The organism is Streptomyces katrae (assembly GCF_000717655.1).
In the GTDB taxonomy this organism is placed as follows: domain Bacteria; phylum Actinomycetota; class Actinomycetes; order Streptomycetales; family Streptomycetaceae; genus Streptomyces; species Streptomyces katrae_B.
In genome coordinates, this window is sequence record NZ_JNZY01000015.1 from 192265 (window position 1) to 217559 (window position 25295).

The following is a 25295-nucleotide window of genomic DNA, read 5'->3' on the forward strand; positions in this document are numbered from 1 at the left end:
GCGACGGCCGACCGGAGCCGGGCGAAGGCGGGTGAGAGGCGGGCCGTGTAAACCGCATTAGTGCGCCGCCTCTCGAACCGCCGATAAGAAGTCAACATCTGACGTCGGGGCAGGTTCGTTATCGAATCGATATCGTCTTGGGTCGGTTAATAACTAAAGCGCATTAGTCCAGGTCGTTGCGGTGTTGACTTCGTGACTTTCCTCTGCCTGCCGGGTCGCTGACACGATTCCAGACCTACGGGTACCCGCCCATCGGGACATTGGCCGCATTGACGCGATCGCGATGTGGGGTCAGCGTGGGCTGCGCGCTCCGGCAGTGAGGCCGGAACTCCCCCTGAAGGTGGCGACGATGACCCGTTCGAACGCGACCCGTACAGCCATCGCCGCGCTCGTGGCCGGCACGCTCCTCTCGGTCTCCGCCTGCGGCGTGAGCGGAGGCGCCGCAGATGTGCCGGAAGCGAAGAAGAGCGGCAAGGTGGCCGGCGAGATAGGCTTCCGCACCCTCCAGCTCAAGCCCAAGTTCACGGCGTACGTCCAGGGCGTCATCGACGCCTTCGAGAAGAAGTACCCCGAGGTCAAGGTCAGATGGGAGGACGTGCCCGGCGACGGCTACAACGAGAAGCTCGTCGCGGACGCCCAGGCCGGGGCCCTTCCCGACGTGGTCAACCTCTCCACCGACTCCTTCCAGCTCCTCGGCGACCGCGGCCTGCTCGCCGACGTCGCCAAGCTCGACCCCGAGGTCGCCAAGGAGTACGTCCCCGGGGCGTGGGAGCAGTTCAAGCTCCCGGGGAAGGGCGACGGGGTGTACGCGTATCCCTGGTACGTGACGCCGGAGATCCTCACGTACAACAAGGACCTCTTCGAGAGGTCCGGACTGGACCCCGCACAACCCCCCACCAGCGTCGAGCAGTTCTTCGACTACGCCGACAGGATCGCCGCCGCCTCGGGCGGCCGGTACTCCGCCTTCATGGCCGATCCCAAGGGACGGCTGCCCGGGGACTGGCAGAAGATGGGCGTGCCGATCCTGAACGGGAAGCAGGACGGGTTCGTGTTCGACACGCCCAAGGCCGTCGAGTGGGTCGAGCGGATGAAGGACCTGTACGCCAAGGGCGCCATGCCCAAGGAGTCCCTCCTCAAGTCCGACGACATCAACCAGCTCTACGGCGGCGGCAAGCTCGTCTTCGGCCCCGGCTCCCCGGGCTTCGTCAAGGACATCAAGCAGAACGCCCCGCAGATCTACGCCGGCACGCAGGTCGCGGGGGCCGTCACCGGCAAGCTCGGCCACATCGGCATCTACGCCCAGTCGCTCGGCATCAAGAAGGACACCAGACACCTCGATGCGGCGAGCGAGTTCGCCAAATGGGTGACCAACGGCCCCAACCAGGTGGAGTTCTCCAAGAACGCGACCATCTACCCGTCCAACGCCCAGGGCCTCGCCGACCCGCGCTTCGCGGACCGGGGCGACGGCAAGGACGCCGAGACGGTCGCCCGCGCGGTCGGCGCCGAGCAGCTGAGGAGCGCGGCACTCGACGCCAACACCCCGGTCCAGTGGACGAACCAGGTCGGTGACGCGGTCGTCCGAGAGGTGCAGAAGGCGATCCAGGGCGAGCAGGACCCGAAGACGGCCGTGCGCAAGGCCCAGGAGGAGGCGAACCAGCTGCTCGCCAAGTCGGCGCAGAAATGACGCGCACCGCCAGGGCGCGCCGCAAGGCCCTCGCGGCCATGGAAGTGGAGACGGGGCTGGTCCACCGCACGTGGTGGACCCCCTACCTCTTCCTCGCCCCCGGCCTGCTGATGGTGGCGCTGTTCAGCCTCTGGCCGTTCGTCAACACCGTCATCCTCTCCTTCACCGACGCCCGGATCCTGCGCGGCGGCACCTTCGTCGGCTTCGACAACTACACCCGTGCGTTCGCCGACCCCGACTTCTGGACCGCCACCGGCAACAGCGTGCTCTACCTGGTCGTCGTCGTACCCTGCCTGGTCCTGCTGCCCCTCGCGCTGGCGGTCCTCGTCGAGGCGAAGATCCCCGGCATAGGGTTCTTCCGCTCCGCCTTCTACACCCCGGTCATCGCCTCGGCCGTGGTCGTCGGCCTGATCTGGCAGTGGGTGCTGCGCAGCGACGGGCTCGTCAACACCGTGTTCCGGAAGCTCAGCACCGTCTCGGAGCCCATCCCGTTCCTGACGGACAGCACCATGCTGCTCGTCTCCGCGATGATCGTGACCGTGTGGAAGGGCCTCGGCTACTACATGGTGTTCTACCTCGCCGCCCTCGGGAACGTGTCGCCGTCGCTCCACGAAGCGGCCGCACTCGACGGGGCCGGCCCCGTCCGCCGGTTCTTCAGCATCACCGTCCCGCAGGTGAAGCCGATGATGCTGCTCGTCGCCACCCTGTCGGCCATCTCCGCGCTGCGCGTCTTCACCGAGATCTACATCCTGGGGGGCGAGAGCGGCGGCCCCGGAGGCGGCGCCCGTACCCTGCCGTTCCTCATCCGGCAGGTCGGCCTCGGGTTCTCCGGCGAGACGGGCTACGCCTCCGCCATCTCGATCCTGCTCTTCCTGCTGACCCTTGTCTTCAGTCTGCTGGGCCGCCGCCTGTCGAAGGGGGACGAGAGTTGAGCACCCCGGCAGGCCCCGGCGCCGACCGCAGGCGCCGGCGGCTCGGGCTCGCCGCCCGGTACGCCACGCTGGTCGTGATGCTCGTCGTGATGCTCGGCCCGATCGTCTGGCAGTTCCTGACCTCGATCCGCGGCCGTACCGAGAACGTGTACGACGGCGTGCTGCCCTCGCAGCCCACCCTGGACAACTACGTCCTCGTCGCCCACTCGTTCCCGCTGCTCCAGTACGTCGGCAACACCCTCGTGGTGGCCGCCCTCGCCGTCACCTCGAACATGCTGTTCGCCGCCATGGGCGGGTACGCCCTCTCCCGGGCCGGGTGGAAGGGGCGCAAGAGCGTCTTCACGGTGCTGGTGGCCACGCTCATGTTCCCCTTCGAGTCCGTGATGATCTCGATGTTCCTGACCGTCCGAGAGATGGGCCTGGTCGACACCCTCGTCGGCGTGTGGCTGCCCGGCGCGGTCTCCGTCCTCAACATCATGGTCATGCGCTCGGCGTTCCTCGCCGTGCCCAAGGAGGTGGAGGAGTCCGCCGTCCTGGACGGCGCCAACGAGTGGACCCGGTTCACCCGGCTCTTCCTCCCCGCGGCCAAGGGGGCCCTGGCCGTCGTCTGCATCACCAGCTTCATGGGTGCCTGGGACGACTTCCTCTGGCCCCTCCTGGTCCTCACCAACAGCGACCACTACACGCTCCAGCTCGGCCTGAAGACCCTGGCCGGGGCCAGCACCACCAACGACCAGCGGATCATCGCCGCCGGCGCGATGGCGGCGCTCCTGCCGATGATGCTGCTCTTCTTCGCCCTCCAGCGTTTCTTCTTCAAGGGAGTGGGCGAGGGAGCCGTCAAGACCTGATTCCCGCCGCCACGCGACCGACCTGCCGTCACACGACCCCTCCCTCCCTTGGAGCAGCCGTCATGCACGACGACCGCAGCATCACCGAACACCGCCTGCGCCGGGTCCTGAAGGAGCGCATCAAGCCCGCCGTCCACTCCCGTCCGGTCCCGCTGGAGATCGGGCGCTGGGAGGCCCCGGGCGAGCCCGTGCCGGTCGCCGAGGGTCTGGCGGCCCCGTACCGGCCCTGCTCGATCGGTGAAACGTGGGGCCCGGCCTGGGGCACCACCTGGTTCAAGGTCACCGGCTGCGTCCCCGCCGACTGGGCGGGCCGTACGGTCGAGGCCGTCCTCGACCTCGGCTTCGACCGGATGATGCCCGGCTTCCAGTGCGAGGGACTCGTCCACCGGGCCGACGGGAGCGAGGTCAAGGCCCTCAACCCGTACAACGACTGGGTGCGCGTCACCGACTCCGCGGCCGGCGGCGAGCAGGTCGAGTGGTACGTCGAGGCCGCCTCCAACCCCGTCCTGGTCGACCACTCGGTGACGTACGAGGGAGACCGGCAGACCAGCGGCGACCAGCCCCTCTACCGGCTCGCCCGGATGGACCTCGCCGTCTTCGAGACCGAGGTCTGGGAACTCGTCCAGGACCTGGAGGTCCTCTACGACCTGATGATGCAGCTCGGCGAGGCCGACGCCCGGCGGTACGAGATCCTGCGCGCCGTCGATGCCGCCCTCGACGCGGTGGACCTGGGCGACGTCCCGGGAACGGCGGCCGCCGCCCGCGCACGGCTCGCCGGGGTGCTCGCGGCTCCGGCCAACGCCTCCGCGCACCGGATCAGCGCGGTCGGCCACGCCCACATCGACTCCGCCTGGCTGTGGCCGCTGCGCGAGACGGTCCGCAAGGTCTCCCGCACCGCGTCCAACATGGTCAACCTGATGGACGGGCACACCGAGTTCGTCTTCGCCATGTCGCAGGCGCAGCAGCTCGACTGGATCAAGACCCACCGGCCCGAGCTCTTCGAGCGGGTCAAGAAGAAGATCGCGGACGGGCAGTTCGTACCGGTCGGCGGCATGTGGGTGGAGTCCGACACCAACATGGTCGGCAGCGAGGCGATGGCCCGTCAGTTCCTGTACGGGAAGAAGTTCTTCCTGGACGAGTTCGGCATCGAGACCCGCATCGTCTGGCTGCCCGACTCCTTCGGGTACACGGCCGCGATGCCGCAGATCGTCAAGCTCTCGGGATCGAAGTGGTTCCTGACGCAGAAGATCTCCTGGTCGCAGGTGAACAAGTTCCCGCACCACACCTTCTGGTGGGAGGGCATCGACGGCACCCGCATCTTCACCCACTTCCCACCCGTCGACACCTACAACAGCGACCTCGGCGGTGCCCAGCTGGCCCACGCGGCCGGCAACTACCGGGAGAAGGGACGTGGTTCACGCTCCCTGGCCCCCTTCGGCTGGGGCGACGGCGGCGGCGGCCCCACCCGTGAGCACCTGGCACGGGCCAAGCGGCAGCGCGATCTCGAAGGCTCCCCGCGCGTGGAGATCGAGCGGCCGGACGCCTTCTTCGAGAAGGCGCACGCCGAGTACGCGGACGCGCCCGTGTGGGCCGGCGAGCTGTACCTGGAGCTGCACCGCGGCACCTACACCTCGCAGGCCAAGACCAAGCAGGGCAACCGGCACAGCGAATCGCTGCTGCGCGAGGCCGAGTTGTGGGCGGCCACCGCAGCGGTGCGGGTGCCGGGGTACGGGTACCCCTACGAGGACCTGGAGCGGATCTGGAAGACCGTGCTGCTCCACCAGTTCCACGACATCCTGCCCGGATCGTCCATCGCCTGGGTGCACCGGGAGGCGCGCGCCACATACGCGGCCGTACGCGAGGAGCTGCGCGGGATCACCCTGGCGGCGCAGCTGGCCCTGGCGGGGAAGGGCACCGCGGAGCTCGTCTTCAACTGCGCCCCGCACACCCGGCGCGGCATTCCTGCGGGCGGCGCCGGTCTGCCGGAGGCGGCGGGGCAGCCCGTCACCGTGGAGGAGCGGCACGGCGGCGGGCACGTCCTCGCCAACGGGCGGCTGCTGGTGGAGATCGACGGGCGCGGGCTGATCGTGTCGGCGTACGACCTGGAGGCGCGGCGGGAGGCGGTGGCTCCGGGGCAGGCCGCGAACCTGCTGCAGATCCACCCCGACTTCCCGAACATGTGGGACGCGTGGGACATCGACGCGTTCTACCGCAACAGCGTGACCGACCTGGTGGCGCTGGACGCGCTGGAGGTGGTGGAGGCAGGGCCGGAGGCGGTGACGGTCCGCGTCTCCCGCTCCTTCGGCCGCTCGGAGGCGGTCCAGTCGATCACCCTGCGAGCCGGGGCCAAGACGGTGGACATGGTCACGGAGGTGGACTGGCACGAGACGGAGAAGTTCCTCAAGGCCGCGTTCCCGCTGGACGTGAAGGCCGAACGGTCCGCCTCGGAGACCCAGTTCGGGCACGTGTACCGGGCCACCCACACGAACACCTCGTGGGAGGCGGCCAAGTTCGAGATCTGCGCGCACCGGTGGATCCGCGTGGCGGAGCCGGGGTGGGGCGCCGCGGTCCTCAACGACTCCACGTACGGCCACGACGTGACCCGCGACGTGCGGCCGGACGGCGGCCAGACCACCACGGTCCGCCTCTCCCTCCTGCGGGCTCCGCGCTACCCGGACCCGGAGACCGATCAGGGCGCCCACACGCTGAGGTTCTCGCTCGCGCCGGGGGCGGAGATCGGGGACGCGGTGCGCGAGGGCCATGCGCTCAACCTGCCGGAGCGGGTGGTGTCCGGGGCGGGCCCGGTCGCCCCCCTGCTCACACTGGACGACGACGCGGTGGTGATCGAGGCGGTCAAACTGGCCGAGGACCGCAGCGGCGACGTGATCGTCCGTCTCTACGAGTCCTGCGGGGGCCGGGCGACGGCCGTCCTGACGGCGGACTTCCCGCTCTCGGCGGCGGTCGAGAGCGACCTCCTGGAACGCCCCCTGTCGGGCACTGCGGTCGGCGCCCCGACCAGGGCGGGCGCGGTCCCCCTGACCCTGCGCCCGTTCCAGATCGTCACGGTCCGCCTCCACCGCCGCTGATCCGCACCGGGCCCCGGTCCGCTCACCCGGCCCGAGGCCCGGCCGCCTCGTCCCAGGCCCGGGGGCTCCGGTGGTGGTTGACGTGCCCGGCAGCCAGCACGGCGCGCAGCGCGGCCAGGTGCTCGGTGTCCGCCGGCAGCCGGATCTGCTCCAACAGGGCCAGGGCGGGCGCCGGTTCGAGATCTCCGTAGAGGTCGTGATAGCTCGTCAGGACGGCGCGCAAGAGCGCGTACTGCAGAGCGGGCACGGTGGCCGCGGCCCGGTAGGCCCCGGCCTTCACCGGCCACGGGACCGGGCCGGAGCACTCCAGCACGCGCCGGGCGCGGCGCAGCAGCGGCTCGGGCGCATCACCGCGCAGCCCCGCGACGTCCTTGCCGAGCATCTCGCTGAAGGCGGTTTCGGCGGTCCTGTGGTCCTCGAACCAGTCGAGCCACAGCGCATCGGTGACCGCCTCGGGTTCCCCCACGGCCTCCAGCCGACGCCGGAAGCCGTTCCACAGCACGTCGAGTGCGTGGGGCGGCAGCGGGCCGTCGGGCCCGAGGTGGGTCAGCTGGATCTGGCCGGCGACCAGGGGGTGGCTGCCGAGCAGGTCCATCATCCCCAGGGCCAGCCGCACCCGGTCGGCCGGGCCGAGCCGTTCGTCGCCGAACATCTGCCATCCCCAGTCCTCGGCGATGCGCGCCGAGCCCAGCGGCTCTGCCGGGGAATCGGCATCGGTCCACACGCCGTCGCCGGTCTGGGTGAGGCCCTCCTCGGCCAGCCAGCGGCGGGCGAGCTCCGCTTCCCGCGTCATGCGGTGAGGAAGGCGGCGACGGTCGAGGTGAACTCCTCGGGCGCCGCCGCGTGGATGAGGTGTCCGTACGGGAGGGTGATCAGGCGGGCGCCGGGGATGCGGGCGGCGATCTCGTCGAAAGAGGCGGCCGCGAGGTGGCTCGTGGGGCCGCCGTAGATGACGAGCGTGGGGGCGGTGATCCGTCCCAGGCCGGCCAGCCACGCCGGATCGGGCCGGTCCAGCTCCGCTCTGACGGCGAGCACCATCGCCCAGTCGAAGTCCGGCTCCCCTTCGGGCCGTACGGGGGCGGCGGATTTGCGGGGGAGCGGCGCGGGGGCGTCCTCCAGTACGAGCCGGCCGATTCGGTGCGGCTGCTCCGCGGCGACCAGATACGCGACGACGCCACCCAGCGAATGCCCGATCAGGTCCACCCGGTCCAGCCCCAGGGCGTCCAGGAAGCCCAGGACGTCGTCCCGCATCAGCTCCGGCGAGTAATGCGCCGGCCGGTCGCTCAGGCCGTGCCCGCGCAGGTCGAGCGCGTACACCCGCCGGTCCCGCGCGAGTGCGTCCCGTACGCGCGCCCAGTCCGCGGCGCGCTCCCCGAGCGCGTGCAGCAGGACCACGGGCGGGGCGGCCCCGGCCCCCGCCGCCCGCAGCAGGACCACGGGCGGGGCGGCCCCGGCCCCCGCCGCCTCGTAGGCCAGCCGGACTCCGTTCACCGTCACGGTGAGGTGTTCTGCCATCCGGCCGAGCGTACGGGCGACCGCGCGCAGCGGCGTGGACGGGGTCGTCTTCGTACGGAGGCCCTCGGCGGTGCGGGGTCGCGGGCGTGAACTCCGCCACAGGCCTCGCCGCGCCGGGCCCCCACCGCCGGGAGATTCCGGCCCGGCGGGCACCCCGCAGGCCCCCACGCGGTTATGCACCTAGTTGCAAAACCCTGTCCTCCTCGCTAGAACAGGTTCATCACCCCCGCGCGAGGAGGCGCCCCCATGAGTTCCCAGAGCCGGTACCCGCACCTGCTGAGCCCCCTGGACCTCGGCTTCACCACCCTGCCGAACCGCGTGATCATGGGCTCGATGCACACCGGCCTCGAGGAGCACGAGGGCGGCTTCGAGCGCCTCGCCGCCTTCTACGCCGAGCGCGCCCGCGGCGGCGCCGGTCTGATCGTCACCGGCGGCATCGCCCCGAACGACGCCGGCCGCCCCTTCGAGGGGGGATCGCGCCTCACCACCGAGGAGGAGGCCGCCGAGCACCGGGTGATCACCGAGGCCGTGCACGCCGAGGGCGGGAAGATCGCCATGCAGATCCTCCACTTCGGCCGCTACGCCTACCACAAGGACCTGGTCGCCCCCAGCGCCCTCCAGGCCCCCATCAGCCCCTTCGTCCCGAACGAGCTGAGCGACGTCCAGGTCGAGCGCACCGTCGAGGACTTCGTCCGCGCCGCCCGCCTCGCGAAGCTCGCCGGCTACGACGGCGTCGAGATCATGGGCTCCGAGGGCTACCTCATCAACGAGTTCATCGCCGCCGCCACCAACAAGCGCACCGACCGCTGGGGCGGCGCGTACGAGAACCGCGTGCGCTTCCCGCTGGAGATCGTCCGCCGAACCCGCGCGGCCGTGGGAGAGGACTTCATCCTCATCTACCGCCTCTCCATGCTCGACCTGATCCCCGGCGGCTCCACCCTCGACGAGGTCGTCCGCCTCGCCAAGGAGATCGAGGCGGCCGGCGCCACCATCATCAACACCGGCATCGGCTGGCACGAGGCCCGCATCCCCACCATCGCCACCTCCGTCCCGCGCGGCGCCTACACCTGGGTCACCAAGCGGCTGATGGGCGCGGTGAGCATCCCGCTCGTCACCAGCAACCGCATCAACACCCCGGAGATCGCCGAGGAGCTGCTCGCCGACGGCCGCGCCGACCTGGTCTCGCTGGCCCGCCCCTTCCTCGCCGACGCCGACTTCGTCGCCAAGGCCGCCGCAGGCCGCTCCGAGACCATCAACACCTGCATCGGCTGCAACCAGGCCTGCCTCGACCACACCTTCAGCGGCAAGATCACCAGCTGCCTCGTCAACCCGCGCGCCTGCCACGAGACCGAGCTCGTGCTCTCGCCCACGCAGCTGAAGAAGCGCGTCGCCGTCGTCGGCGCCGGGCCAGCCGGACTCGCCTGCGCCGTCTCCGCCGCCGAACGCGGCCACGCCGTCACCCTGTTCGAGGCCTCCGGCCACATCGGCGGACAGCTCGACATCGCCCGCCGCATCCCCGGCAAGGAGGAGTTCGAGGAGACCATCCGCTACTTCGGCACCCAGCTCGCCGCCCGCGCCGTCGACGTCCGGCTGAACACCCGCGCCGACGTCGAGACCCTCCAGGGCTACGACGAGGTCGTCATCGCCACCGGCGTCACCCCGCGCACCCCCGACATCGAGGGCGTCGACCACCCCAACGTCGTCAGCTACCTCGACGTGCTGCGCGACGGCGCCCCCGTCGGCGAGCGCGTCGCCGTCGTCGGCGCCGGCGGCATCGGCTTCGACGTCGCCGAGTTCCTCACCGACAGCGGAGAGGGCGCCTCCCAGGACCCCGAGACGTACTTCCGCCACTGGGGCGTCGACACCTCGTACACCGGCCCGGGCGGCCTCACCGCCCCCGAGCGGCCCGCGCCCCCGCGCCAGGTCCACCTCCTGCAGCGCAAGACCACCAAGGTCGGCGCCGGTCTCGGCACCACCACCGGCTGGATCCACCGCGCGGAGCTCAAGCACCGCGGGGTCGTCTCGGTCGCGGGCGCCACGTACGACCGCATCGACGACGAGGGCCTGCACATCACCGTCGGCGGGGAGCAGCGGCTCGTCCCCGCCGACACGGTGGTGCTCTGCACCGGCCAGGAGCCGCGCCGCGACCTGTACGAGGCGCTGCTCGCGGCCGGCGGCAGGCCGCACCTGATCGGCGGCGCCGACGTGGCCGCCGAGCTGGACGCCAAGCGGGCGATCCGCCAGGGCACCGAACTGGCCGCCGGTCTCTGACCGAAAGGGATTGTGGCGGTCCGTCCGGACCGCCACAATCGCCCGGTGACGATCTCACCCGCAGACGCAGACAAGATCCTTTCCGACAACTTCGCGCCCTGGGTGCTCGCCCTCGGACTGACCGTCCAGGAGACCGGCGAGCGGCACGCCGTACTGCGGCTGCCCTGGTCCGAGGCGCTGGCCCGGGACGGCGGTGGCCTGTCCGGGCAGGCCCTGATGGCCGCCGCCGACACCGCCACCGTCATCGCGGTCTCCGCCGCGCGCGGGGCGTACGGGCCGATGACCACCGTCCAGCAGTCGACCAGCTTCCAGCGGCCGGTCCTCGGTACGGACGTGCGGATCGAGGTACGGGTGACCAAGCTCGGCAAGCGGATGGCGTTCGCCGACATCACCATGACCCCCGAGGGCGCGCCGGAGCCGGCCGCCACGGCTTCGACGGTCTACGCCCTGCTGGGCTGAGCCGGGGTGCCGGCCCCGGTCCACCCCTCGCTCTGGCGCAACCGCGATTTCAACATCTTCTGGCTCGGCCAGGCGCTGTCCGTCCTCGGCGGATCGATCTCGCTGCTCGCGCTGCCCCTGCTGGTCCTCGAAGCCACCGGATCCGTGGTCCAGATGGGCCTGATCACGGTCATCTCGGGGGCCGCCTCCATCGCGACCGGCCTGTTCGCCGGGTACGTGGTGGACCGGACGGACCGGCGCCGCCTGATGATCGCCTGCGATCTCGTACGGGCACTGCTGCTGGGCGCGGTCCCGCTGATCTGGCTGGCCGGGCCGCGGATCTGGGTGCTGTACGTACTGACGGCGCTGGTCACCGTCCTGAAGACGCTGTTCGACGTGGCGTACGTGACGGCGGTGCCGAACCTGGTGCCCGCCGAGCACCTGACCGCCGCCAACGGGCGGCTGACGGCCGCCTTCGCCTTCGGGACCCTGTGCGGGCCGGCGGCGGCGGGGTTCATCGCCGCCGCGCTGGGCCCGGACTGGGCGCTCGGCGTGGACGGGGTGACCTTCCTGGTCTCGGCCGTGAGCCTGCGGTGGGTGGCCTTGGGCCGGGAGGGGGCCGGCGCGGCGCGGGCCTCCGGGCCGGCGCCCGGGAAGCTGCACGAGATGTTCGTCGAAGGCTTCCGCTTCCTGTGGGCCCACCCCGTGCTGCGGGCGCTGACCGTGCTGCTCACGCTGCTGACCTTCGTCACCGTGGGCGCCACCGACCTGCTGATCTTCCGGGTCCGGGAGGAGCTCGGCCAGAGCAAGGCCACCGTCGGCTTCGTCATCGCCCTGAGCGGGCTGGGCGTCGTCGGCGCGGCCCTCGCCGCCGCGCCGCTGCGCCGGACCCTCGGCTTCGGAGCCTGCTGGCTGGGCTCGACCGCCCTGGTCGGCGGGGCGGTGGCGGTCACCGGCGTGAGCCGGAGCCTGCCGGTGATCACCGTGGCGGCCGCGGTGTTCATGTTCGGGCTCACCCTCGGCGCGGTCTGCTCCCTGACCCTGCGCCAGGAGGTGACCCCTGATGCCTTGCTGGGGCGGGTCACCTCCGCGTTCTGGACCGTGCACGGCGCCTCGGGTCCGGTGGGCGCGGCCGTCCTCACGGTGCTGGCCGCCCGGCACGGGGTCCCGGCGGTCAGCGTGGCCGCCGGCGCCTTCTGCCTGCTGATCGTCGGCGCGGGGCTGCTGACCCCGCTGCGGGGGAGCCGGGTCGGGGCTGCCCCGGCCGGGGATGCCGTCGCGGGATCCCCGGCCGAGGGGGTGTCGTGCCGATCGGGCCCGGCCTGATCGGCACGACACCCCCTGACTTCGGCCGCCGGATCAAGGCTGTCGTGGAGGCGTCCTGAGCGGCGGCCGAAGCCTGCGGGGTCAGAACCACTGCGCAGTCAGAAGCCCTGCGGGGTCAGAACCTCCGGTCGGAGAGGGCCGGGAAGCGCTGCGGCGACTGCGGGGCGATCTCCGAGCGGCGCTCCGGCGAGCCCGGCGTCGTCCGGCAGGTCACGTCCTGGGCGGGCAGCTTGCCTGTCGTCAGATAGGAGTTGACCGTCGCGTTGGCGCAGGAGTTCGGGTCGACGAGGTACACGCCGTGGCCCTCCCCGCCCATCGCGAGCACCATCCGTGAACCCTTGAGCGCCTTGTGCAGGCCCTGGCCGCTGACCAGCGGGGTCTGGGAGTCCCACTCGTTCTGCACCGTCAGCACGTCGGTCTTCGTCTTCATCGGCGTCGCGGGCTCGATCGGCCGCCGCCAGTCGGAGCAGGGCTTGATGTTGGAGGCGAAGTCCCCGTAGAGCGGGTACTTGACCTTGTCCTTGGCGGCCTCCCGTGCGTACTGCTCCGGGTAGCGGGGCCATTCCGTGTCCCCGCACACCACGGCCAGGAACACGGCCGTGCCGTTGTCCGACGCCGGCTCCGCGGCGGGCTTCAGCCACTTTCGCTGGGGCGCCGTCGGCTTGACGGGCTTTCCGTCCGCAGCGTCCTTGAGCGCCTTGACGAGCGGCGCCGCCTGCGAGGGGTAGAAGAACGCTCCGCGCGCGGTGCGGATGTCGTCGCCCGTGAGCTTGATGCCGTCGAACTCGATCGGCTGCTTGTCCGCCCGGGCCACCAGGTCCCAGAAGGTCTTGGAGACCGCGTCCGGGGTGTCGCCGAGCTGGAACTCGGCCGCCCGCTCGGCCGTCCACTGCGTCCACCGCTGGAACGCCGGCTCCGCCTCGGTCGCCCACACCTGGATCATGCCGCGCCACGCGCGCTGCGGGTCCACGCCGCTGTCGAGCACGAAGCGGTCGCTGCGGTTCGGGAACATCTGCGTGTACACCGCGCCCAGGTACGTGCCGTACGAGTATCCGACGTACGAGATCTTCTTCTCACCCAGCGCGGCGCGGATCGCGTCCATGTCGCGTGCGGTGTTGCGGGTGGTGATGAACGGCAGCACCGAGCCCGCCTTCTCGCGGCACTTCTCGGCGACCGTACGCGCCCAGGTCACGTCCGCCTGGAACGTCTCCTCCTTGTATGGCCGGTCGATGTTCTGCTCGGCGTCGGTCAGCCCGCAGGTGATCGGGCTGGAGGCGCCGACGCCGCGCGGGTCGAAGCCGATCAGGTCGTACTGGTCGCGCCCGTCCTTGGGCATCAGCTCGTTCATCATCAGCGGCAGGTCGAGCCCTGAACCGCCCGGCCCGCCCGGGTTCAGCAGCATGGCACCGTGCCGCGCGGCCGGGTTCTCGCTCTTCATCCGCGATATCGCGAGGTCGATCGTGGCGCCCTGGGGGCGCCGGTAGTCGAGCGGGACCTTGATGGTCGCGCACTCGTACGAGGCCGGCTGGTCGGTGCTGCAGCGCTGCCACGCGGGCTTCTGCGGGGTGTACTCGGCGGTCGTGGCGGCGACCGCCCCGGTCGCGGAGAGCAGGGGGATCGTGGTCGCGATCAGACCGGCTGCGGCGAGTACCGGTGCGAGGCGTTTCATGTTCACGAAGAGCCGTTTCCTTCCGTGAATTCGATGGCCTCATCACCTTGTTGCACGCGGGCTCCGGGCGAATCATCCCGAAGGGTCGGTCCGTATGCTCCTCACGAACGAGCTCACATCCGGACAACTGGCCGACACGCGGAAGGAGTCGATGTCGGTGGGCCCGTCCGCGGGCAGCGCGCGGCGGGCGGGAGCAGCGGAGCAGCGGGAGCAGAACCGGGCGCGGGAGGGCTGCCGGGTCAGGAGGAGCGGCCGCTGACGCGTTCGATGGCGACCATCGCCGCGTCGTCGCCCAGGCTGCCGCCGGGGGAGTGGGCCAGCAGGTCCGCGCACAGGTGGCCCAGTAGGGCGTCCGGGCCGTCGCCCTGCCAGTGCGCGGCGCGCTCCGGCAGGGGGTAGAACTCGCCGGCGGCGTCGCGGGCCTCGATGACGCCGTCCGTGTACAGGAGGATGACGTCGCCCGGCTCGAAGGAGAAGGACTGGGCGGCGAAGCCGGTGTCCACGTACTGCGTCAGGCCCAGTGGCGGCGCCGGGTGGTCCACCTCGAGGGGGACGATCCGGCCACCGCGCAGCAGAAGCGGCGGCGGGTGCCCGCAGCTGATGAGCCGTACGGTCATCTCCTGATCGGGGATGTCCAGGACCGCCGCCGTGGTGAACGCCTCGCCGGGGTCGTCGGCCGGCTCGCCCGTGCCGTCCGGGTCCGCCGCCACGGCGGCCTCCAGGTGGGCGACGAGGGTGGGCAGGTCCGCCTCCTGGTGGGCGGCGGCCCGGAACGCGCCGAGGACCAGCGCGGCGTCCCCGACCGCCTCCAGGCCCTTGCCGCGGACGTCGCCGATGATCAGCCGGGTGCCGTGCGGGGTGCGGGTGGCGGCGTACAGGTCCCCGCCGATCTGGGCCTCGGCCTCCGCGGCCAGGTAGACGGAGGCCAGCCGCAGTGGACCCATCCGGTCGCGGAGCGGCCGCAGGACCACCTCCTGGGCGGCCTCGGCGACCGAGCGCAGCTGGATCAGCTGTTTCTCGTGGGCCTCGCGCAAATGTGCGAAGAGGGTCACGAAGACCGAGATCAGGACCAGGGCAATGATCTGGAAGGTGTGGTTCAGATCGGTCACGGTGGTCCGCGTCACGGCGACCGTCACCTGGGCCAGGACGGCCACCGCGCCGACGAATCCCGTCATCCGCGGCCCGGCGAAGGAGGCGGTGAGGGCCGGGGCCGCGACCAGGAAGGGACCCAGATGGACATCGGGCGGCGCGAGGACGTCGACCACCGTGACGACCGCGATCAGCGCGAAGGGAACCGCCAGCAGGGGCAGGCCCGGTTCGCCGACCTGGCGGAGACTCGGATGCGGCGGCCGGGGGTCCATGACTCCTGCATACACCGCGCCCCCTCTTCCCGCGCTCCGTCGTCCGGCCGCTCGCTCCGTCGTACGGCCCCATCGGGGTGCGGCTGTGCTGCCGGTGCGGGGGAGTGGAGAGAGGATGGGAGACACCCCGGGGCGCGGACCCCGGGCGCGGAGAGCGAGCGGGCCGATGTACCGCCCCTGGGCAGCGGACGGGAAGGAGCGGCCGGCATGAGTACGGCGGACGCCTTCCCGGCCGATGCGGAACCGGCGCACATCGGCCCCTCCACCGGGCCGGGCCTGCTCGACGTGCTCGGAGTCGCGGCGGTGGTCCTCGACGCGGAGGGGCGGATCACGCTCTGGAGCCCGCAGGCCGAGGAGCTGTTCGGCTACACCGCCGACGAGGCGCTCGGCCGGTTCGCGGCGCAGCTGCTCGTCGACGACGAGCACCTGGGGCTGGTCCTCTCCCTCTTCGAGAACGTGATGGCCGGCGGAGAGCCCTGGGCCGGGGCGTTCCCCGTCGTGCACAAGGACGGCAGCAGCCGGGTGGCGGAATTCCGCAACATGCGGCTCGAGGACGGCCAAGGCCGGCTCTACGCCCTCGGCATCGCCTCCGACCAGGCCACCCTGCGGCGTGTGGAGCGCGACCTGGCCCTGTCGATGCGGCTGGTCGCCCAGTCCCCGATCGGCCTGGCCGTCCTGGACTCCGACCTGCGCTACGTCCTGGTCAATCCGGCCCTGGAGAGCATCAACGGCCTGTCCGCCGCCGAGCACATCGGCCGCCAGGTCCATGAGGTGCTGCCCCGTTTGGACGCAGCGTCCATCGAGGAATCGATGCGGTCGGTCCTGTCCACCGGCAGGCCCCAGCTGGATCGGTTCACCGTCGGCCGTACCCCCGCGGATCCCGACCAGGACCACGCCTGGTCCGTCTCCCTCTACCGGCTCGACGACCCGGCCGGGCGGCCGATCGGGGTCGCCGCGTCCGTCGTCGACGTCACCGAGCAGCACAAGACCTCGGTGGCCGTCGCCCTGGCCCGCCAGCGGCTCGCCCTGATCGCCGACGCCTCCGTGCGCATCGGCACCACCCTCGACCTTTGGGTCACGGCGCGCGAGCTCGGCGACATCGCCGTGCCGCACCTGGCCGACCTGGCGACGGTCGACGTCCTCGACGCCGTGCTCACGGGAGACCACCCGCCCGGGGACCCGACGGACGAGACCGTGCGCTTCCGCGCCCTCGCCGTCAAGGCCTCGCGCCCCACCCCCGCCACCCTCGCGGCCGACCCGGTCGGCTCGATCGCCCGCTACGACGCCACCCGGGTGGTCACCCAGTGCGTACAGTCCGCCCGCCCCGTGCTCCTGGCGGACCTCACGAAGGGCGACCTCCCCAGCGTCGCCCGGGACGCCGCGGCCGCCACCCTGCTCGCCGAGGCCGGGCTCCACTCGTACCTCGCGGTGCCGCTGATCGCCCGCGGCGAGGTCATCGGGGCCCTCGGCCTCCAACGCACCGACAACCCGCTGCCGTTCGACCAGGACGACGTCCTGCTCGCCAGTGAACTGGCGGCCCGCGCCGCCGTCTGCATCGACAACGCCCGCTGGTACCAGAAGCAGCGCCGGACCGCCCTGACCCTCCAGCGCCATCTGCTGCCCCACCACCCCACTCCCACCCCGGGCCTGGAGATCGCCTACCGCTACCAGCCCGCCGGGGCCGCCGGCGAAGTCGGCGGCGACTGGTTCGACGTCATCCCGCTGCCCGACGACAAGACCGCCCTCGTGGTCGGGGACGTCATGGGGAGCGGCATCAACGCCGCCGCCACCATGGGCCAACTGCGCACGGCCGCCCGCACACTGGCCGAGCTCGACCTCGACCCGGCCACCGTCCTGGCCCGGCTCGACCACACCACCACCGGGCTCGGGCACACCATGGCCACCTGCGTGATCGTCGTCTACGACCCCCACCGCAACCGGTGCCGCATCGCGACCGCCGGCCACCTGCCGCCCGTACGCACGAGCCCCGGGCGCCCGACCGAGCTCCTCGACCTGCCGACCGGGGCGCCTCTGGGCGTCGGCGGCGTACCCTTCGAGGCCACCGCCCTCGACCTGGGCGTCGGCGACGAGCTCGTCCTGTACACCGACGGGCTCGTCGAGACCCGCGACCAGGACATCGACACTCGCCTGGAGGCGCTCACTTCGCTGCTCGGCGACCCGGTCCGTCCCCTCGAGGAGACCTGTGACCTGCTGCTGAGTGAACTGCGGCAGCCGGACGACCGCGACGACGTGGCCCTGCTCATCGCCCGGACCCGCCCGCTGTCCGAGGCGCCGGGGGAGTAGCGCCCGCACGGTACCAGCCTTTCGAGGCGTTGCCCGGATGTTTGTCCATTCGTGATGGTCCTTCCAAACAGGCACCACAACTGGCACTAGCGTCCCGTGGCACCCGGGGAGCGCGGGTGCCACGGCACGGTCAACTGCCGGAGCCCGAGCGGCCGCAGCCCCTCCCGGTCCACGCAGCAAGGAGGCACAGTGCTGTCTTTCCGTCGGTCGGCCGTCGGCAGCATGTCGGTAGCTTCGAGACACGTGATGGCTACGGGCGTCGTCATCGGCGCCCTCGCCTTCACCCTGATCGCGTTGCTGATCCCCGTGCAGAAGTTCGGCGGGAGGAACGCCGCGGCCGCCACGGCTCCGGCGGCCGAGGACGACGGCGCCGGTATCCAGAGCACGGCCTTCGGGCCGCTCACCCCCCAGGACCGGGACTTCGTCCGCAAGGTGCGGCTCGCCGGCCTGTGGGAGCTGCCCGCAGGGCGCCAAGCCCTGCAGCGCGGCACCCGGCCCGCGATCCGCACCGCCGGGGAGCACCTCGTCGACGGCCACACCGAACTGGACCGCAGGGTCCTGGAGGTGGGGCAGGCCCTCGGCATGGAACTCCCCAGCAGACCCAGCGCACAGCAGCAGGGCTGGCTCGACCAGATGGACCAGGCCCAAGGACCCCAGTACGAGCAGCTGTTCGTCCAGCTGCTGCGCAGGGCCCACGGCAAGGTGTTCACCGTCGTGGCCCAGATCCGGGCACAAACCCGCAATTCCATGGTCCGGGCCCTGGCCACGGACGCCAACAACACCGTCCTGGACCACATTTCGGTCCTCGAGGCCAGCGGGCTGGTCGACTTCGACGGCCTCGCGGACGCCCCGCCGGGCACCCCCTCCGCGCCGCCCCCCGCCTTCTCCCCCAATTCCCGACCGACGAAGTGAAGTGATCGCATGAGTCAAAAGGGCCACAAACGCCGTCTGCGGCCGAAGCACAAGATCCTCGCCGCGATGTCCGCCCTGGTCCTGGGCGGTGGTGGGGTCGTGTTCGTCTCGCAGGGCGCCTTCGCAGGGCAGGATTCCCGTAACGCGCCCGTGACCGCCACCATCGACTGCCCGGACGTGGGCGACAAGCTCGACAACGTTCCCGACCCGGCCCGCAACGAGGTGGACGCGAACCTGGCGCAGCTCGACACCCAGGTCGCCGACGCCTACAAGCAGCTCTCCTCCGGCCAGGCCAATCGCAAGGCGCTGCTCGGCGGACTGAAGCAGCAGCGCGACAAGACCATCACCAACCTGTCCGACACGCTCGGGAAGGCGGGCCAGAAGCCCGCCGGACTGCAGGGGCTCAGCGGGTGCGTGATGAAGGAGGCGGCGGCCGCCGACCCGGCGGACGAGCCGGCCGCCGACAACGGTGGCCAGGACGCCGCGAAGCAGAGCGCACCGCAACAGCAGCAGCAACAGCAACAGCAGCAACAGCAGGCCAAGGGCGGACCGGCCCGCAGCGACTTCGTGGCCATCGGCAACGTGAAGCCCAACGTGCGCAAGCCCGCCGCCCGCGGGGGCGCCTCCACCGGATCCTTCGCCGTGCAGTGCGGGCGCAACGAGAACGGCCACTTCAACCCGGACAACGTCATCGTCGCGCCGGGTGTGAGCAACGGCGCCCACCACATGCACGACTACGTGGGCAACAAGACCACCGACGCCTTCTCCACCAACAACAGCCTCGCCCAGTCCGGGACCACCTGCACCAACGGCGACCAGTCGACGTACTACTGGCCGGTGCTGCGCCTGCGCGACGGCAAGGCGGAGAAGGACGCCAAGGCGCCCGGCGGCGGCCAGGACGCGAACGTCGGCACGATCCTGAAGCCGAAGCAGGTGACCATCGAGTTCAAGGGCAGCCCCGTGAGCAAGGTCGCGGCGATGCCCCGCTTCATGCGGATCATCACCGGCGACGCCAAGGCCCTCACCAACGGCAACGCCAACGCGAACGCGTCGTGGAGCTGCACCGGCTTCGAGAACCGCCAGCTGAAGGACAAGTACCCGGTGTGCCCCAAGGGCAGTGACGTCGTACGGACGTTCAACTTCCAGAGCTGCTGGGACGGCAAGAACATCGACAGCGCCAACCACCGCACCCACGTGGCCTTCGCCGATGCCAACGGCAACTGCAAGAAGGGCTTCAAGGCCATCCCGCAGCTGGTGCAGCGGATCGTGTACAGCGTTCCGCCCGGCTCCCGGTTCGCCGTGGACAGCTTCCCCGAGCAGCTCCACAAGCCGGCGACCGACCACGGAGACTTCATCAACGTCATGTCGAACGGCCTGATGGCCGGTGCGGTGCGCTGCATCAACGACGGGCGCGCCTGCCGCTGAGTCCCTCGGGGTGACGCTCCCCCTCCCACCTCCCCAGCGTCGCCCCGAGAGCGGTGCCGGACCGAAGCCGACTTCGGGCCGGCACCGCGTTCGCGCTTGTGCCACTGCCCGAAGGGGCCCGCGGCCCTGAGACCCACACGAGGAGTGCCATGTCCGGCTCTCGTCACACCACGCCCGGTCCGCAACGCGAGTCCGGGCCCGAGCCAGCGCCCTCCGACCACGACCTCATACAGCAGCTCAGAACGGCGTACGCGGCGGGCGACGGGGATCCGGCCGTCTGCGAGCTCCTGTACCGGCGGCACAGTGCCGCCGCTTTTGCATGTGCGCGCCGCTGCTGCCGCACTCCGCAGGACGCCGAGGACCTCGTCTCGGAGGCGTTCATCCGCACCCTGCAGGCCGTCCGATCCGGCGCCGGGCCCCGCGACCACTGGCGCCCGTACCTCCTGTCGGTGGTCCGCCACACGGCCGTCGAGTGGCGGGACGGCGCCGGCCGGACCCTCCTGACGCCCGACGTCGAGGCCTGGTGCAGCCCCGGACCCGACGGGGACGACCCGCAGCGCCGGCTCCTGGACAGCGAGGACCGCCGGCTCGTCGCCCGCTCCTTCCAGGCCCTGCCCGAACGCTGGAAGGCCGTCCTCTGGCACACCCTCGTCGAGGACGACTGCCCGCACCACGTCCCCCTGCTGCTCGGCATCACCCCCAGCGCCGTGACCTCGCTGGCCTTCCGGGCCCGCGAAGGGCTGCGCGAGGCGTACCTGCGCGCGCATCTGGACACGGCTGCCGACGAGCGGTGCCGGCACTACGGCCGGGTGCTCGGGGCGGTGATCAGGCGCCGCGGAGCGCCTCGGGGCCGCGGCCTCGCCCGTCATCTGGCGGGCTGCCGGTCCTGTTCCCGCGCGTACGCCGAACTCCTCGACCTCAATGCCGCGCTGCGGGCGGGGGCGTCGGGGGTGCTCGTCGGCCCGTGACACGCGGCGGCCCCGGTCCTCCTGCTCCGCGTGGGCGGGGAGGGGACCGGGGCCGGATGCTTGCTGCGGGGGTTCCGGGGGTTCCGGGGGTTCCGGGGGTTCCGGGGGTTCCGGGGAGTCGAGGGTCGAGGGGTTTGAGGGGTTGAGGGTTCGGGGGTTCGAGGGTGGGGAGGTCGGGGGGTTACAGGCCGTTGACGCGGGCCATGCGGCCCACGCCCAGCGGCCGGAAGTCCGTCGTGGCGACCCGTACCTTGCGGCTCACCCGGGAGTTCTGGCGGCGTACCTGGGCCATCAGGCGCCGGCTGCGCAGGGCCATCTCGAGCTCGAAGCGCGTACGCGGGTCCCGCAGCCCGGGACCGAAGAGCTTCTCGAGCTGCCGCATGCGGTAGCGCACGGTCTGGGGGTGCACGCTCAGCGCCTTCGCGGCCTCGGGGGCGCCGCCGCCCTCCAGCCAGGCCAGCAGGGTCACTTCGAGCCGTTCGCTCTGGCGGGGGGTCAGGTTGGCCAGCGGCCGCAGCCAGCGTGCGGCCAGTGCGTGCGCCAGGGGCTCGTCCTGGAGCAGCAGGAGGGTCGAGAGGTGGTCGTCGACGAACAGGGCCCGCGCCTCCAGGCCGGCGCGGTTCGGGGTCAGGGACAGCAGCCGCAGGGCCCACCGCAGGGAGGAAGCGGTGTCCCGGGGGGCGACGGGGTGGCCCACGGCGGCGAACCGGCCGCGGAGCAGGGCCTCCAGGGCGGCGCGGGTCTCCGGGTCAGGACTCGGGACCAGCAGGCACGGCTGGCCGCCGACCATGCCGGCGAGTCCGTCGTCCAGGACGGCCGCGAGCTGCTGGGTCTCGCCCGGTGTGGCCAGGGCGATGGCGCGTATCTCGGCCGGGAGGGGCCAGTCGGCCGCGGCGGCCAGCTCGGAGAGGGCTATTTCAGCCATGGGCATGTCACTTGTAAGAGCGGAGAACAGCTCACGCCGAGCGCGTTCGGAGGGGGTTGCGAACCCTTCGGGAGGGACGACCTTCAGGGGGGCCAACTGCCTTCGCCGGCCCGGGTCGCGGAGCCGGGGCGGGCCGCGGTGCTCCTCTTCCTCCTCTTCCACCTCGTCGTCGGGGTGGTCGAGCTCGGCTGCGTAGTCGTGCTCGTCCTCCTCCTCGTCCCGGACCGGGTCCGAGTCGGAGTCGAGGTCGGGATCCGGACCGGAGCCCAGATCGCAGTCAGGACGGGGGCCGGGATGCGGGGCCGCCGGCCGCGCCTGTTTCTGCGGCGCGGGCTCGCGGTACCCGAGGGCGGTGAGCAGGGCCACCTCGAGCCGCTGTCTGACCACCTCCTCGTCGAGGTCGTCGACCAAGGCGGAGAACCCGGGGAGCTCCTCCCTCAGCTCCTCCACCATCCCTGCGGCCAGCGCGGGGAGTTCCCTGCGCAGGACCCGGGTCCATTCGCCTCGGGGACGGGCCCAGATGCGGTTCAGAAGTTCGCACATTGTTACCTCGTTCATGCCGGGGTACGGCCTGCCCCGTGGGAGGGTGACAAGCCTGCCGAGCCGCCTCCCTCCCCGTCGGCGCCAGTGCGGACGGGTGAGTTGAGCGTCTCGTACACCCTCCAGGAGAGTGCCATCCACTTGCAGTCCCGCGGCTTTGCTTTCATTTTGCCGTCGGGGAGGTGTGGTGGCGGACGAAACGTCTAGGGGGTGCCACCGCACCGGTTGGAAGGGAATCTTCCGCGGACGTTCGGTGTGACGATGCCACGCGCGCAAGAACTTGTCACGATTAGATAAATACTGTGGAGGCGTTGCGAAGCTCCACGATGCTTCTGCACTCCGGCCCCCGCTCCCGGTCGGTGAGACCTGAGACCTCATCTCCCGCCCACCGCGGAGCAGTTCCGTCGACTACCCCGGGCGCCGAGTGCGCGGTGGAGTGCCTCGGGCCTGGGCGTATGGGAGAACTAGATGCCCCTGTCCCCAGCCCGTACGCCCCGCTCACACCGGGCCAGCCGCACCAGACGCCATGCGGGCGTGGCCGCTGCCGCGGCCGCCGGCCGGCGGGCCGTCCGGAGGCCGCCCCTGCTGTCCCCGGCCGGAGGCGTGCGCCCCGCCACCCTCGTCACCGCCGCCCTCGCGGGCCTGCTCGCCCTGGCCGTGGCGGCCCGGGCCGGCGTCACCCTGACCAACCTCTGGGACTTCCTCGACTTCGGCGCGGGCGTCCTCTCGCTCGTCTCGCTCACCTCCGCCGTCCTGTGGGGCCTCGCGGCCACGGACCGTACGGTGCTCACCTCCGGGCACCGGCTCGTCGCCCAGGGGGCCCACCGCGGCCTCGCCGTCGCGGGGCTGGGCTTCCTCCTCCTGCACATCTGGGTCAAGGTCGCGGAGGCGCAGACGGGCGTCGCCTCCGCCTTCATACCGTTCACCGATGAGGACCGGCCGGTCCTCATCGGCCTCGGCACCCTGGCCGGATACGTCTTCGTCTCCACGGCGGTCTCCGGCGCGGTCCGCAGCGCCTTCGCCACCAAGGGCCGCTCCGTGTGGTGGCGCGCCCTGCACGTGGGCGCGTACCCGGCGTGGGGAGCGTCCCTCGTACACGGGCTGAAGTCCGGCCGCGCCGCCAGCGGATGGGTGACCGTGGCGTACGCCCTCTGCCTGATCGGGGTCGCCGGCGTGCTCGCCATCCGGCTCCGGGCCAGGCTGCGCGCGGCGCCGCCGCGCCCGGCCGCCGCACCGGCGCCCGCCCCCCCGGCGGCGCCGCCCCGGCCCAGGACGGCGCCGCAGCGGTTCGTCCGGCAGCCCGCCGAATGGGCCGCCGAACGGCTGACGGCGCGCCTCGCCCGGCAGTCGGGCCGACGGGCCGTCGGACGGGAGCCGGACCCGGTCCGCGCCCCGGCGGGCCTCGGCCCCGTGCCCTCGCCCCGGCAGTCCCTGGAGGCCACGACCGAGATCCTCCCGCCGTACGGATCGGCGCCGTACGGCGCGGCGTACGGCGCCGATCCGTACGACACGGTGTTCATCCCTAGCGGCATCGGGGCCGGGCCGGCCACGGACCGGTTCGGTGAGCCGCTCGACGGGATGCGGGGCCGGCAGTGACCTCTATCGTCGATCCCGCCCTCGGGTGCGTCGGCCAGCCCAGGCTGCTGGCAGGACTCGACGCGCTGCCGCGGCTCGATCGCGCCAACCACCTGGTGGTGCACGGCCCGGTGGCGCAGTACAACGCGGACGATCTCGTGGAGCTCGCCGAGGGCATAGACCTGCGGGGCCGCGGGGGAGCGGGCTTTCCGTTCGCCCGCAAGCTCAAAGCCGTCATCCGGTCCGCCCGGACGAAGGAGGGGCGGACCGCCGTCGTCGTGAACGGCACGGAGGGCGAGCCGAGTTGCCTCAAGGACGCCGCCATGCTGCTGCACTCCCCGCACCTCGTGCTCGACGGCGCGCTGCTGGCGGCCGACGCGATCGGGGCCGAGGAAGTGGCCATCGGAGTGACCAGGGACGACGTGGAGCGGTCACTGCGGGCCGCCGTCGCCGAGCGCGGCCTCGCCGGCAGCCGCGTCCGCGTCGGCAGGCTCCCCGAGCGCTTCGTCACCGGAGAGGGGACCTCCCTCGTGAACGGCCTCAACGGGGGGGCCGCCGTTCCGAACGGGCAGAAGGTCCGGACCAGCGAGCGGGGCCTGAGCGGCCTGCCGACCCTGCTCTCCAACACCGAGACGTACGCCCAACTCGCCGTCGCGGCCCGGCTCGGGGTGCCGGGATTCCGCTCGGTCGGCCTGCCGGGCGAGCCGGGTACCGTCATGCTGACGATCAGCGGTTCGACGGTCGTCGAGGCGCCGCTCGGGACGTCCCTGGCGTACGTCCTGGACCTGTGCGGCTCGTCCCCCGGCCAGGGAGTCCTGGTCGGCGGGTACCACGGCAAATGGCTGACGGCGGCGGCGGCGCGGACGGCACTGCTCTCCCGGGAGTCCCTGACCTCGTACAAGGCCACGCTGGGGGCGGGCGCGGTCCTGCCGCTGCCCGAGGACACCTGCCCGGCCGGCGAAGTGGCCCGCGTGATGCGCTGGATGGCGGACGAGACCGCCGGCCAGTGCGGTCCGTGCGTCAGAGGGCTGCCCTCGCTCGCCGACGCCGTGGAGGCCCTGGTGGCCGGGGGAGGCCGGGCCGCCCTGGAGGCGGTCGAGGTGCGGATGCGGGGGGTGCTGCGCCGCGGTGCGTGCAGCCATCCCGACGGCACCTCGGCCTTCATGGCCTCCGCGCTCGCGGTCTTCCCCGACGAGATGCGCGACCATGCCCTCGGCAGCGGCTGCGGGCGCCGTGTCCTCGGGGCGCTGCCCCTGCCCGAGGACGAGAACCCCGAACGGCTCGTCGTGGACTGGACGCTGTGCAAGGGCCACGGGCTCTGCGTGGACGTGCTGCCCGACGTGGTGCGCCTCGACCGGGACGGCTACCCGGCCGAGGCCGTCATGACGGTCCCCGGAAGGCTGCGGCCGAAGGCCCTCCGCGCGGTGCGGCGCTGTCCCGCGCTCGCCCTGCGCATTCAGGAATGAGCCCGCGGTAAACGACTGCCGGTGGCGGGAGTTCAAGCGTTAGCGTCATC

General features: G+C 72.0%; 18 protein-coding genes. 13 read left to right on the forward strand and 5 right to left on the reverse strand.

Translation table 11 applies throughout. The features are described from left to right. The first annotated feature begins 349 nt into the window (after positions 1-349). From IF09_RS0120390 to IF09_RS0120405, 4 genes are all read left to right on the forward strand, one after another. Complete coding sequence (locus IF09_RS0120390) at positions 350-1684, forward strand: ABC transporter substrate-binding protein (RefSeq protein WP_051832680.1); 1335 nt, start codon at positions 350-352, stop codon at positions 1682-1684. After that, on the forward strand, positions 1681-2616 hold the full coding sequence (locus IF09_RS0120395) for a carbohydrate ABC transporter permease (protein WP_418953063.1): 936 nt from the start codon (positions 1681-1683) through the stop codon (positions 2614-2616). Before IF09_RS0120390 ends, IF09_RS0120395 begins: the two co-directional genes overlap by 4 nt. After that, positions 2613-3464 (forward strand): carbohydrate ABC transporter permease, encoded by an 852-nt coding sequence (locus IF09_RS0120400; protein ID WP_030297712.1) that lies wholly within the window; start codon positions 2613-2615, stop codon positions 3462-3464. Before IF09_RS0120395 ends, IF09_RS0120400 begins: the two co-directional genes overlap by 4 nt. Before the next feature lie 62 nt (positions 3465-3526). Next, complete coding sequence (locus IF09_RS0120405) at positions 3527-6550, forward strand: alpha-mannosidase (protein ID WP_030297714.1); 3024 nt, start codon at positions 3527-3529, stop codon at positions 6548-6550. Positions 6551-6572: 22 nt separating this feature from the next. Here the strand turns inward: IF09_RS0120405 and IF09_RS0120410 are convergent, their stop codons facing one another. Continuing rightward, positions 6573-7343, reverse strand: a complete 771-nt coding sequence (locus IF09_RS0120410; protein WP_030297716.1) for a hypothetical protein — start codon at positions 7341-7343, stop codon at positions 6573-6575. Further along, positions 7340-8065: an alpha/beta fold hydrolase gene (locus IF09_RS0120415; protein ID WP_030297718.1), complete on the reverse strand. Its 726-nt coding sequence runs from the start codon at positions 8063-8065 to the stop codon at positions 7340-7342. Before IF09_RS0120415 ends, IF09_RS0120410 begins: the two co-directional genes overlap by 4 nt. A gap of 246 nt (positions 8066-8311) precedes the next feature. Between IF09_RS0120415 and IF09_RS0120420 the strand changes: the two genes are divergently transcribed. The 3 genes from IF09_RS0120420 to IF09_RS0120430 are packed head-to-tail and all read left to right on the forward strand — an operon-like array spanning position 8312 to position 12100. Beyond that, positions 8312-10336 carry an NADPH-dependent 2,4-dienoyl-CoA reductase gene (locus IF09_RS0120420; protein ID WP_030297720.1) on the forward strand — a complete coding sequence of 675 codons (2025 nt, stop codon included), beginning with the start codon at positions 8312-8314 and terminating at the stop codon, positions 10334-10336. Positions 10337-10381: 45 nt separating this feature from the next. Then, complete coding sequence (locus IF09_RS0120425) at positions 10382-10795, forward strand: PaaI family thioesterase (RefSeq protein WP_030297722.1); 414 nt, start codon at positions 10382-10384, stop codon at positions 10793-10795. Between the two features lie 6 nt (positions 10796-10801). Further along, entirely contained in the window at positions 10802-12100 is a 1299-nt protein-coding gene (locus IF09_RS0120430) for an MFS transporter (RefSeq protein ID WP_051832682.1), read from the forward strand. Positions 12101-12215: 115 nt separating this feature from the next. Here the strand turns inward: IF09_RS0120430 and IF09_RS0120435 are convergent, their stop codons facing one another. Beyond that, complete coding sequence (locus IF09_RS0120435; protein WP_030297725.1) at positions 12216-13769, reverse strand: alpha/beta hydrolase; 1554 nt, start codon at positions 13767-13769, stop codon at positions 12216-12218. A gap of 239 nt (positions 13770-14008) precedes the next feature. Further along, positions 14009-15130 carry a PP2C family protein-serine/threonine phosphatase gene (locus IF09_RS0120445; protein ID WP_030297727.1) on the reverse strand — a complete coding sequence of 374 codons (1122 nt, stop codon included), beginning with the start codon at positions 15128-15130 and terminating at the stop codon, positions 14009-14011. 207 nt (positions 15131-15337) lie between these two features. On the opposite strand from IF09_RS0120445, the gene IF09_RS0120450 reads away from it, so the two are divergent. The 4 genes from IF09_RS0120450 (at position 15338) to IF09_RS0120465 (ending at position 20739) form a co-directional block, all read left to right on the forward strand. After that, positions 15338-17434: a SpoIIE family protein phosphatase gene (locus tag IF09_RS0120450; RefSeq protein ID WP_030297729.1), complete on the forward strand. Its 2097-nt coding sequence runs from the start codon at positions 15338-15340 to the stop codon at positions 17432-17434. A gap of 246 nt (positions 17435-17680) precedes the next feature. Further along, positions 17681-18346 carry a DUF4142 domain-containing protein gene (locus tag IF09_RS0120455; RefSeq protein WP_234321089.1) on the forward strand — a complete coding sequence of 222 codons (666 nt, stop codon included), beginning with the start codon at positions 17681-17683 and terminating at the stop codon, positions 18344-18346. A gap of 9 nt (positions 18347-18355) precedes the next feature. Further along, the gene (locus IF09_RS0120460) at positions 18356-19771 is read left to right on the forward strand and encodes a DUF1996 domain-containing protein (RefSeq protein ID WP_030297733.1); all 1416 of its coding nucleotides are present in this window, start codon (positions 18356-18358) and stop codon (positions 19769-19771) included. A 149-nt stretch (positions 19772-19920) separates the two neighbouring features. Beyond that, positions 19921-20739 carry an RNA polymerase sigma factor gene (locus tag IF09_RS0120465; protein ID WP_051832683.1) on the forward strand — a complete coding sequence of 273 codons (819 nt, stop codon included), beginning with the start codon at positions 19921-19923 and terminating at the stop codon, positions 20737-20739. Between the two features lie 181 nt (positions 20740-20920). On the opposite strand, the gene IF09_RS0120470 is transcribed toward IF09_RS0120465, so the two are convergent. Then, positions 20921-22207 carry a PucR family transcriptional regulator gene (locus IF09_RS0120470; RefSeq protein ID WP_030297737.1) on the reverse strand — a complete coding sequence of 429 codons (1287 nt, stop codon included), beginning with the start codon at positions 22205-22207 and terminating at the stop codon, positions 20921-20923. A gap of 531 nt (positions 22208-22738) precedes the next feature. Here IF09_RS0120470 and IF09_RS46380 point away from each other — a divergent pair. Both IF09_RS46380 and IF09_RS0120480 read left to right on the forward strand, forming a co-directional pair. Beyond that, a complete protein-coding gene (locus IF09_RS46380; protein WP_199920457.1) occupies positions 22739-23800 on the forward strand; it encodes a hypothetical protein in 1062 nt (353 codons plus the stop codon). Continuing rightward, entirely contained in the window at positions 23797-25245 is a 1449-nt protein-coding gene (locus tag IF09_RS0120480) for an NADH-quinone oxidoreductase subunit NuoF family protein (protein WP_030297742.1), read from the forward strand. The genes IF09_RS46380 and IF09_RS0120480 overlap by 4 nt, the downstream gene beginning before the upstream one ends. Positions 25246-25295: the final 50 nt, after the last annotated feature.

Excerpts from the sequence above, each read along its gene's own strand:
- IF09_RS0120435 (WP_030297725.1), bottom strand. The coding sequence starts at position 13,769 with ATGAAACGCCTCGCACCGGTACTCGCCGCAGCCGGTCTGATCGCGACC.
- IF09_RS0120465 (WP_051832683.1), top strand. The coding sequence starts at position 19,921 with ATGTCCGGCTCTCGTCACACCACGCCCGGTCCGCAACGCGAGTCCGGG.
- IF09_RS0120455 (WP_234321089.1), top strand. The coding sequence starts at position 17,681 with ATGGCTACGGGCGTCGTCATCGGCGCCCTCGCCTTCACCCTGATCGCG.
- IF09_RS0120410 (WP_030297716.1), bottom strand. The coding sequence starts at position 7,343 with ATGACGCGGGAAGCGGAGCTCGCCCGCCGCTGGCTGGCCGAGGAGGGC.
- IF09_RS0120395 (WP_418953063.1), top strand. The coding sequence starts at position 1,681 with ATGACGCGCACCGCCAGGGCGCGCCGCAAGGCCCTCGCGGCCATGGAA.
- IF09_RS0120450 (WP_030297729.1), top strand. The coding sequence starts at position 15,338 with ATGAGTACGGCGGACGCCTTCCCGGCCGATGCGGAACCGGCGCACATC.
- IF09_RS0120445 (WP_030297727.1), bottom strand. The coding sequence starts at position 15,130 with ATGGACCCCCGGCCGCCGCATCCGAGTCTCCGCCAGGTCGGCGAACCG.
- IF09_RS0120390 (WP_051832680.1), top strand. The coding sequence starts at position 350 with ATGACCCGTTCGAACGCGACCCGTACAGCCATCGCCGCGCTCGTGGCC.
- IF09_RS0120405 (WP_030297714.1), top strand. The coding sequence starts at position 3,527 with ATGCACGACGACCGCAGCATCACCGAACACCGCCTGCGCCGGGTCCTG.
- IF09_RS0120460 (WP_030297733.1), top strand. The coding sequence starts at position 18,356 with ATGAGTCAAAAGGGCCACAAACGCCGTCTGCGGCCGAAGCACAAGATC.
- IF09_RS0120470 (WP_030297737.1), bottom strand. The coding sequence starts at position 22,207 with ATGTGCGAACTTCTGAACCGCATCTGGGCCCGTCCCCGAGGCGAATGG.
- IF09_RS0120420 (WP_030297720.1), top strand. The coding sequence starts at position 8,312 with ATGAGTTCCCAGAGCCGGTACCCGCACCTGCTGAGCCCCCTGGACCTC.
- IF09_RS0120415 (WP_030297718.1), bottom strand. The coding sequence starts at position 8,065 with ATGGCAGAACACCTCACCGTGACGGTGAACGGAGTCCGGCTGGCCTAC.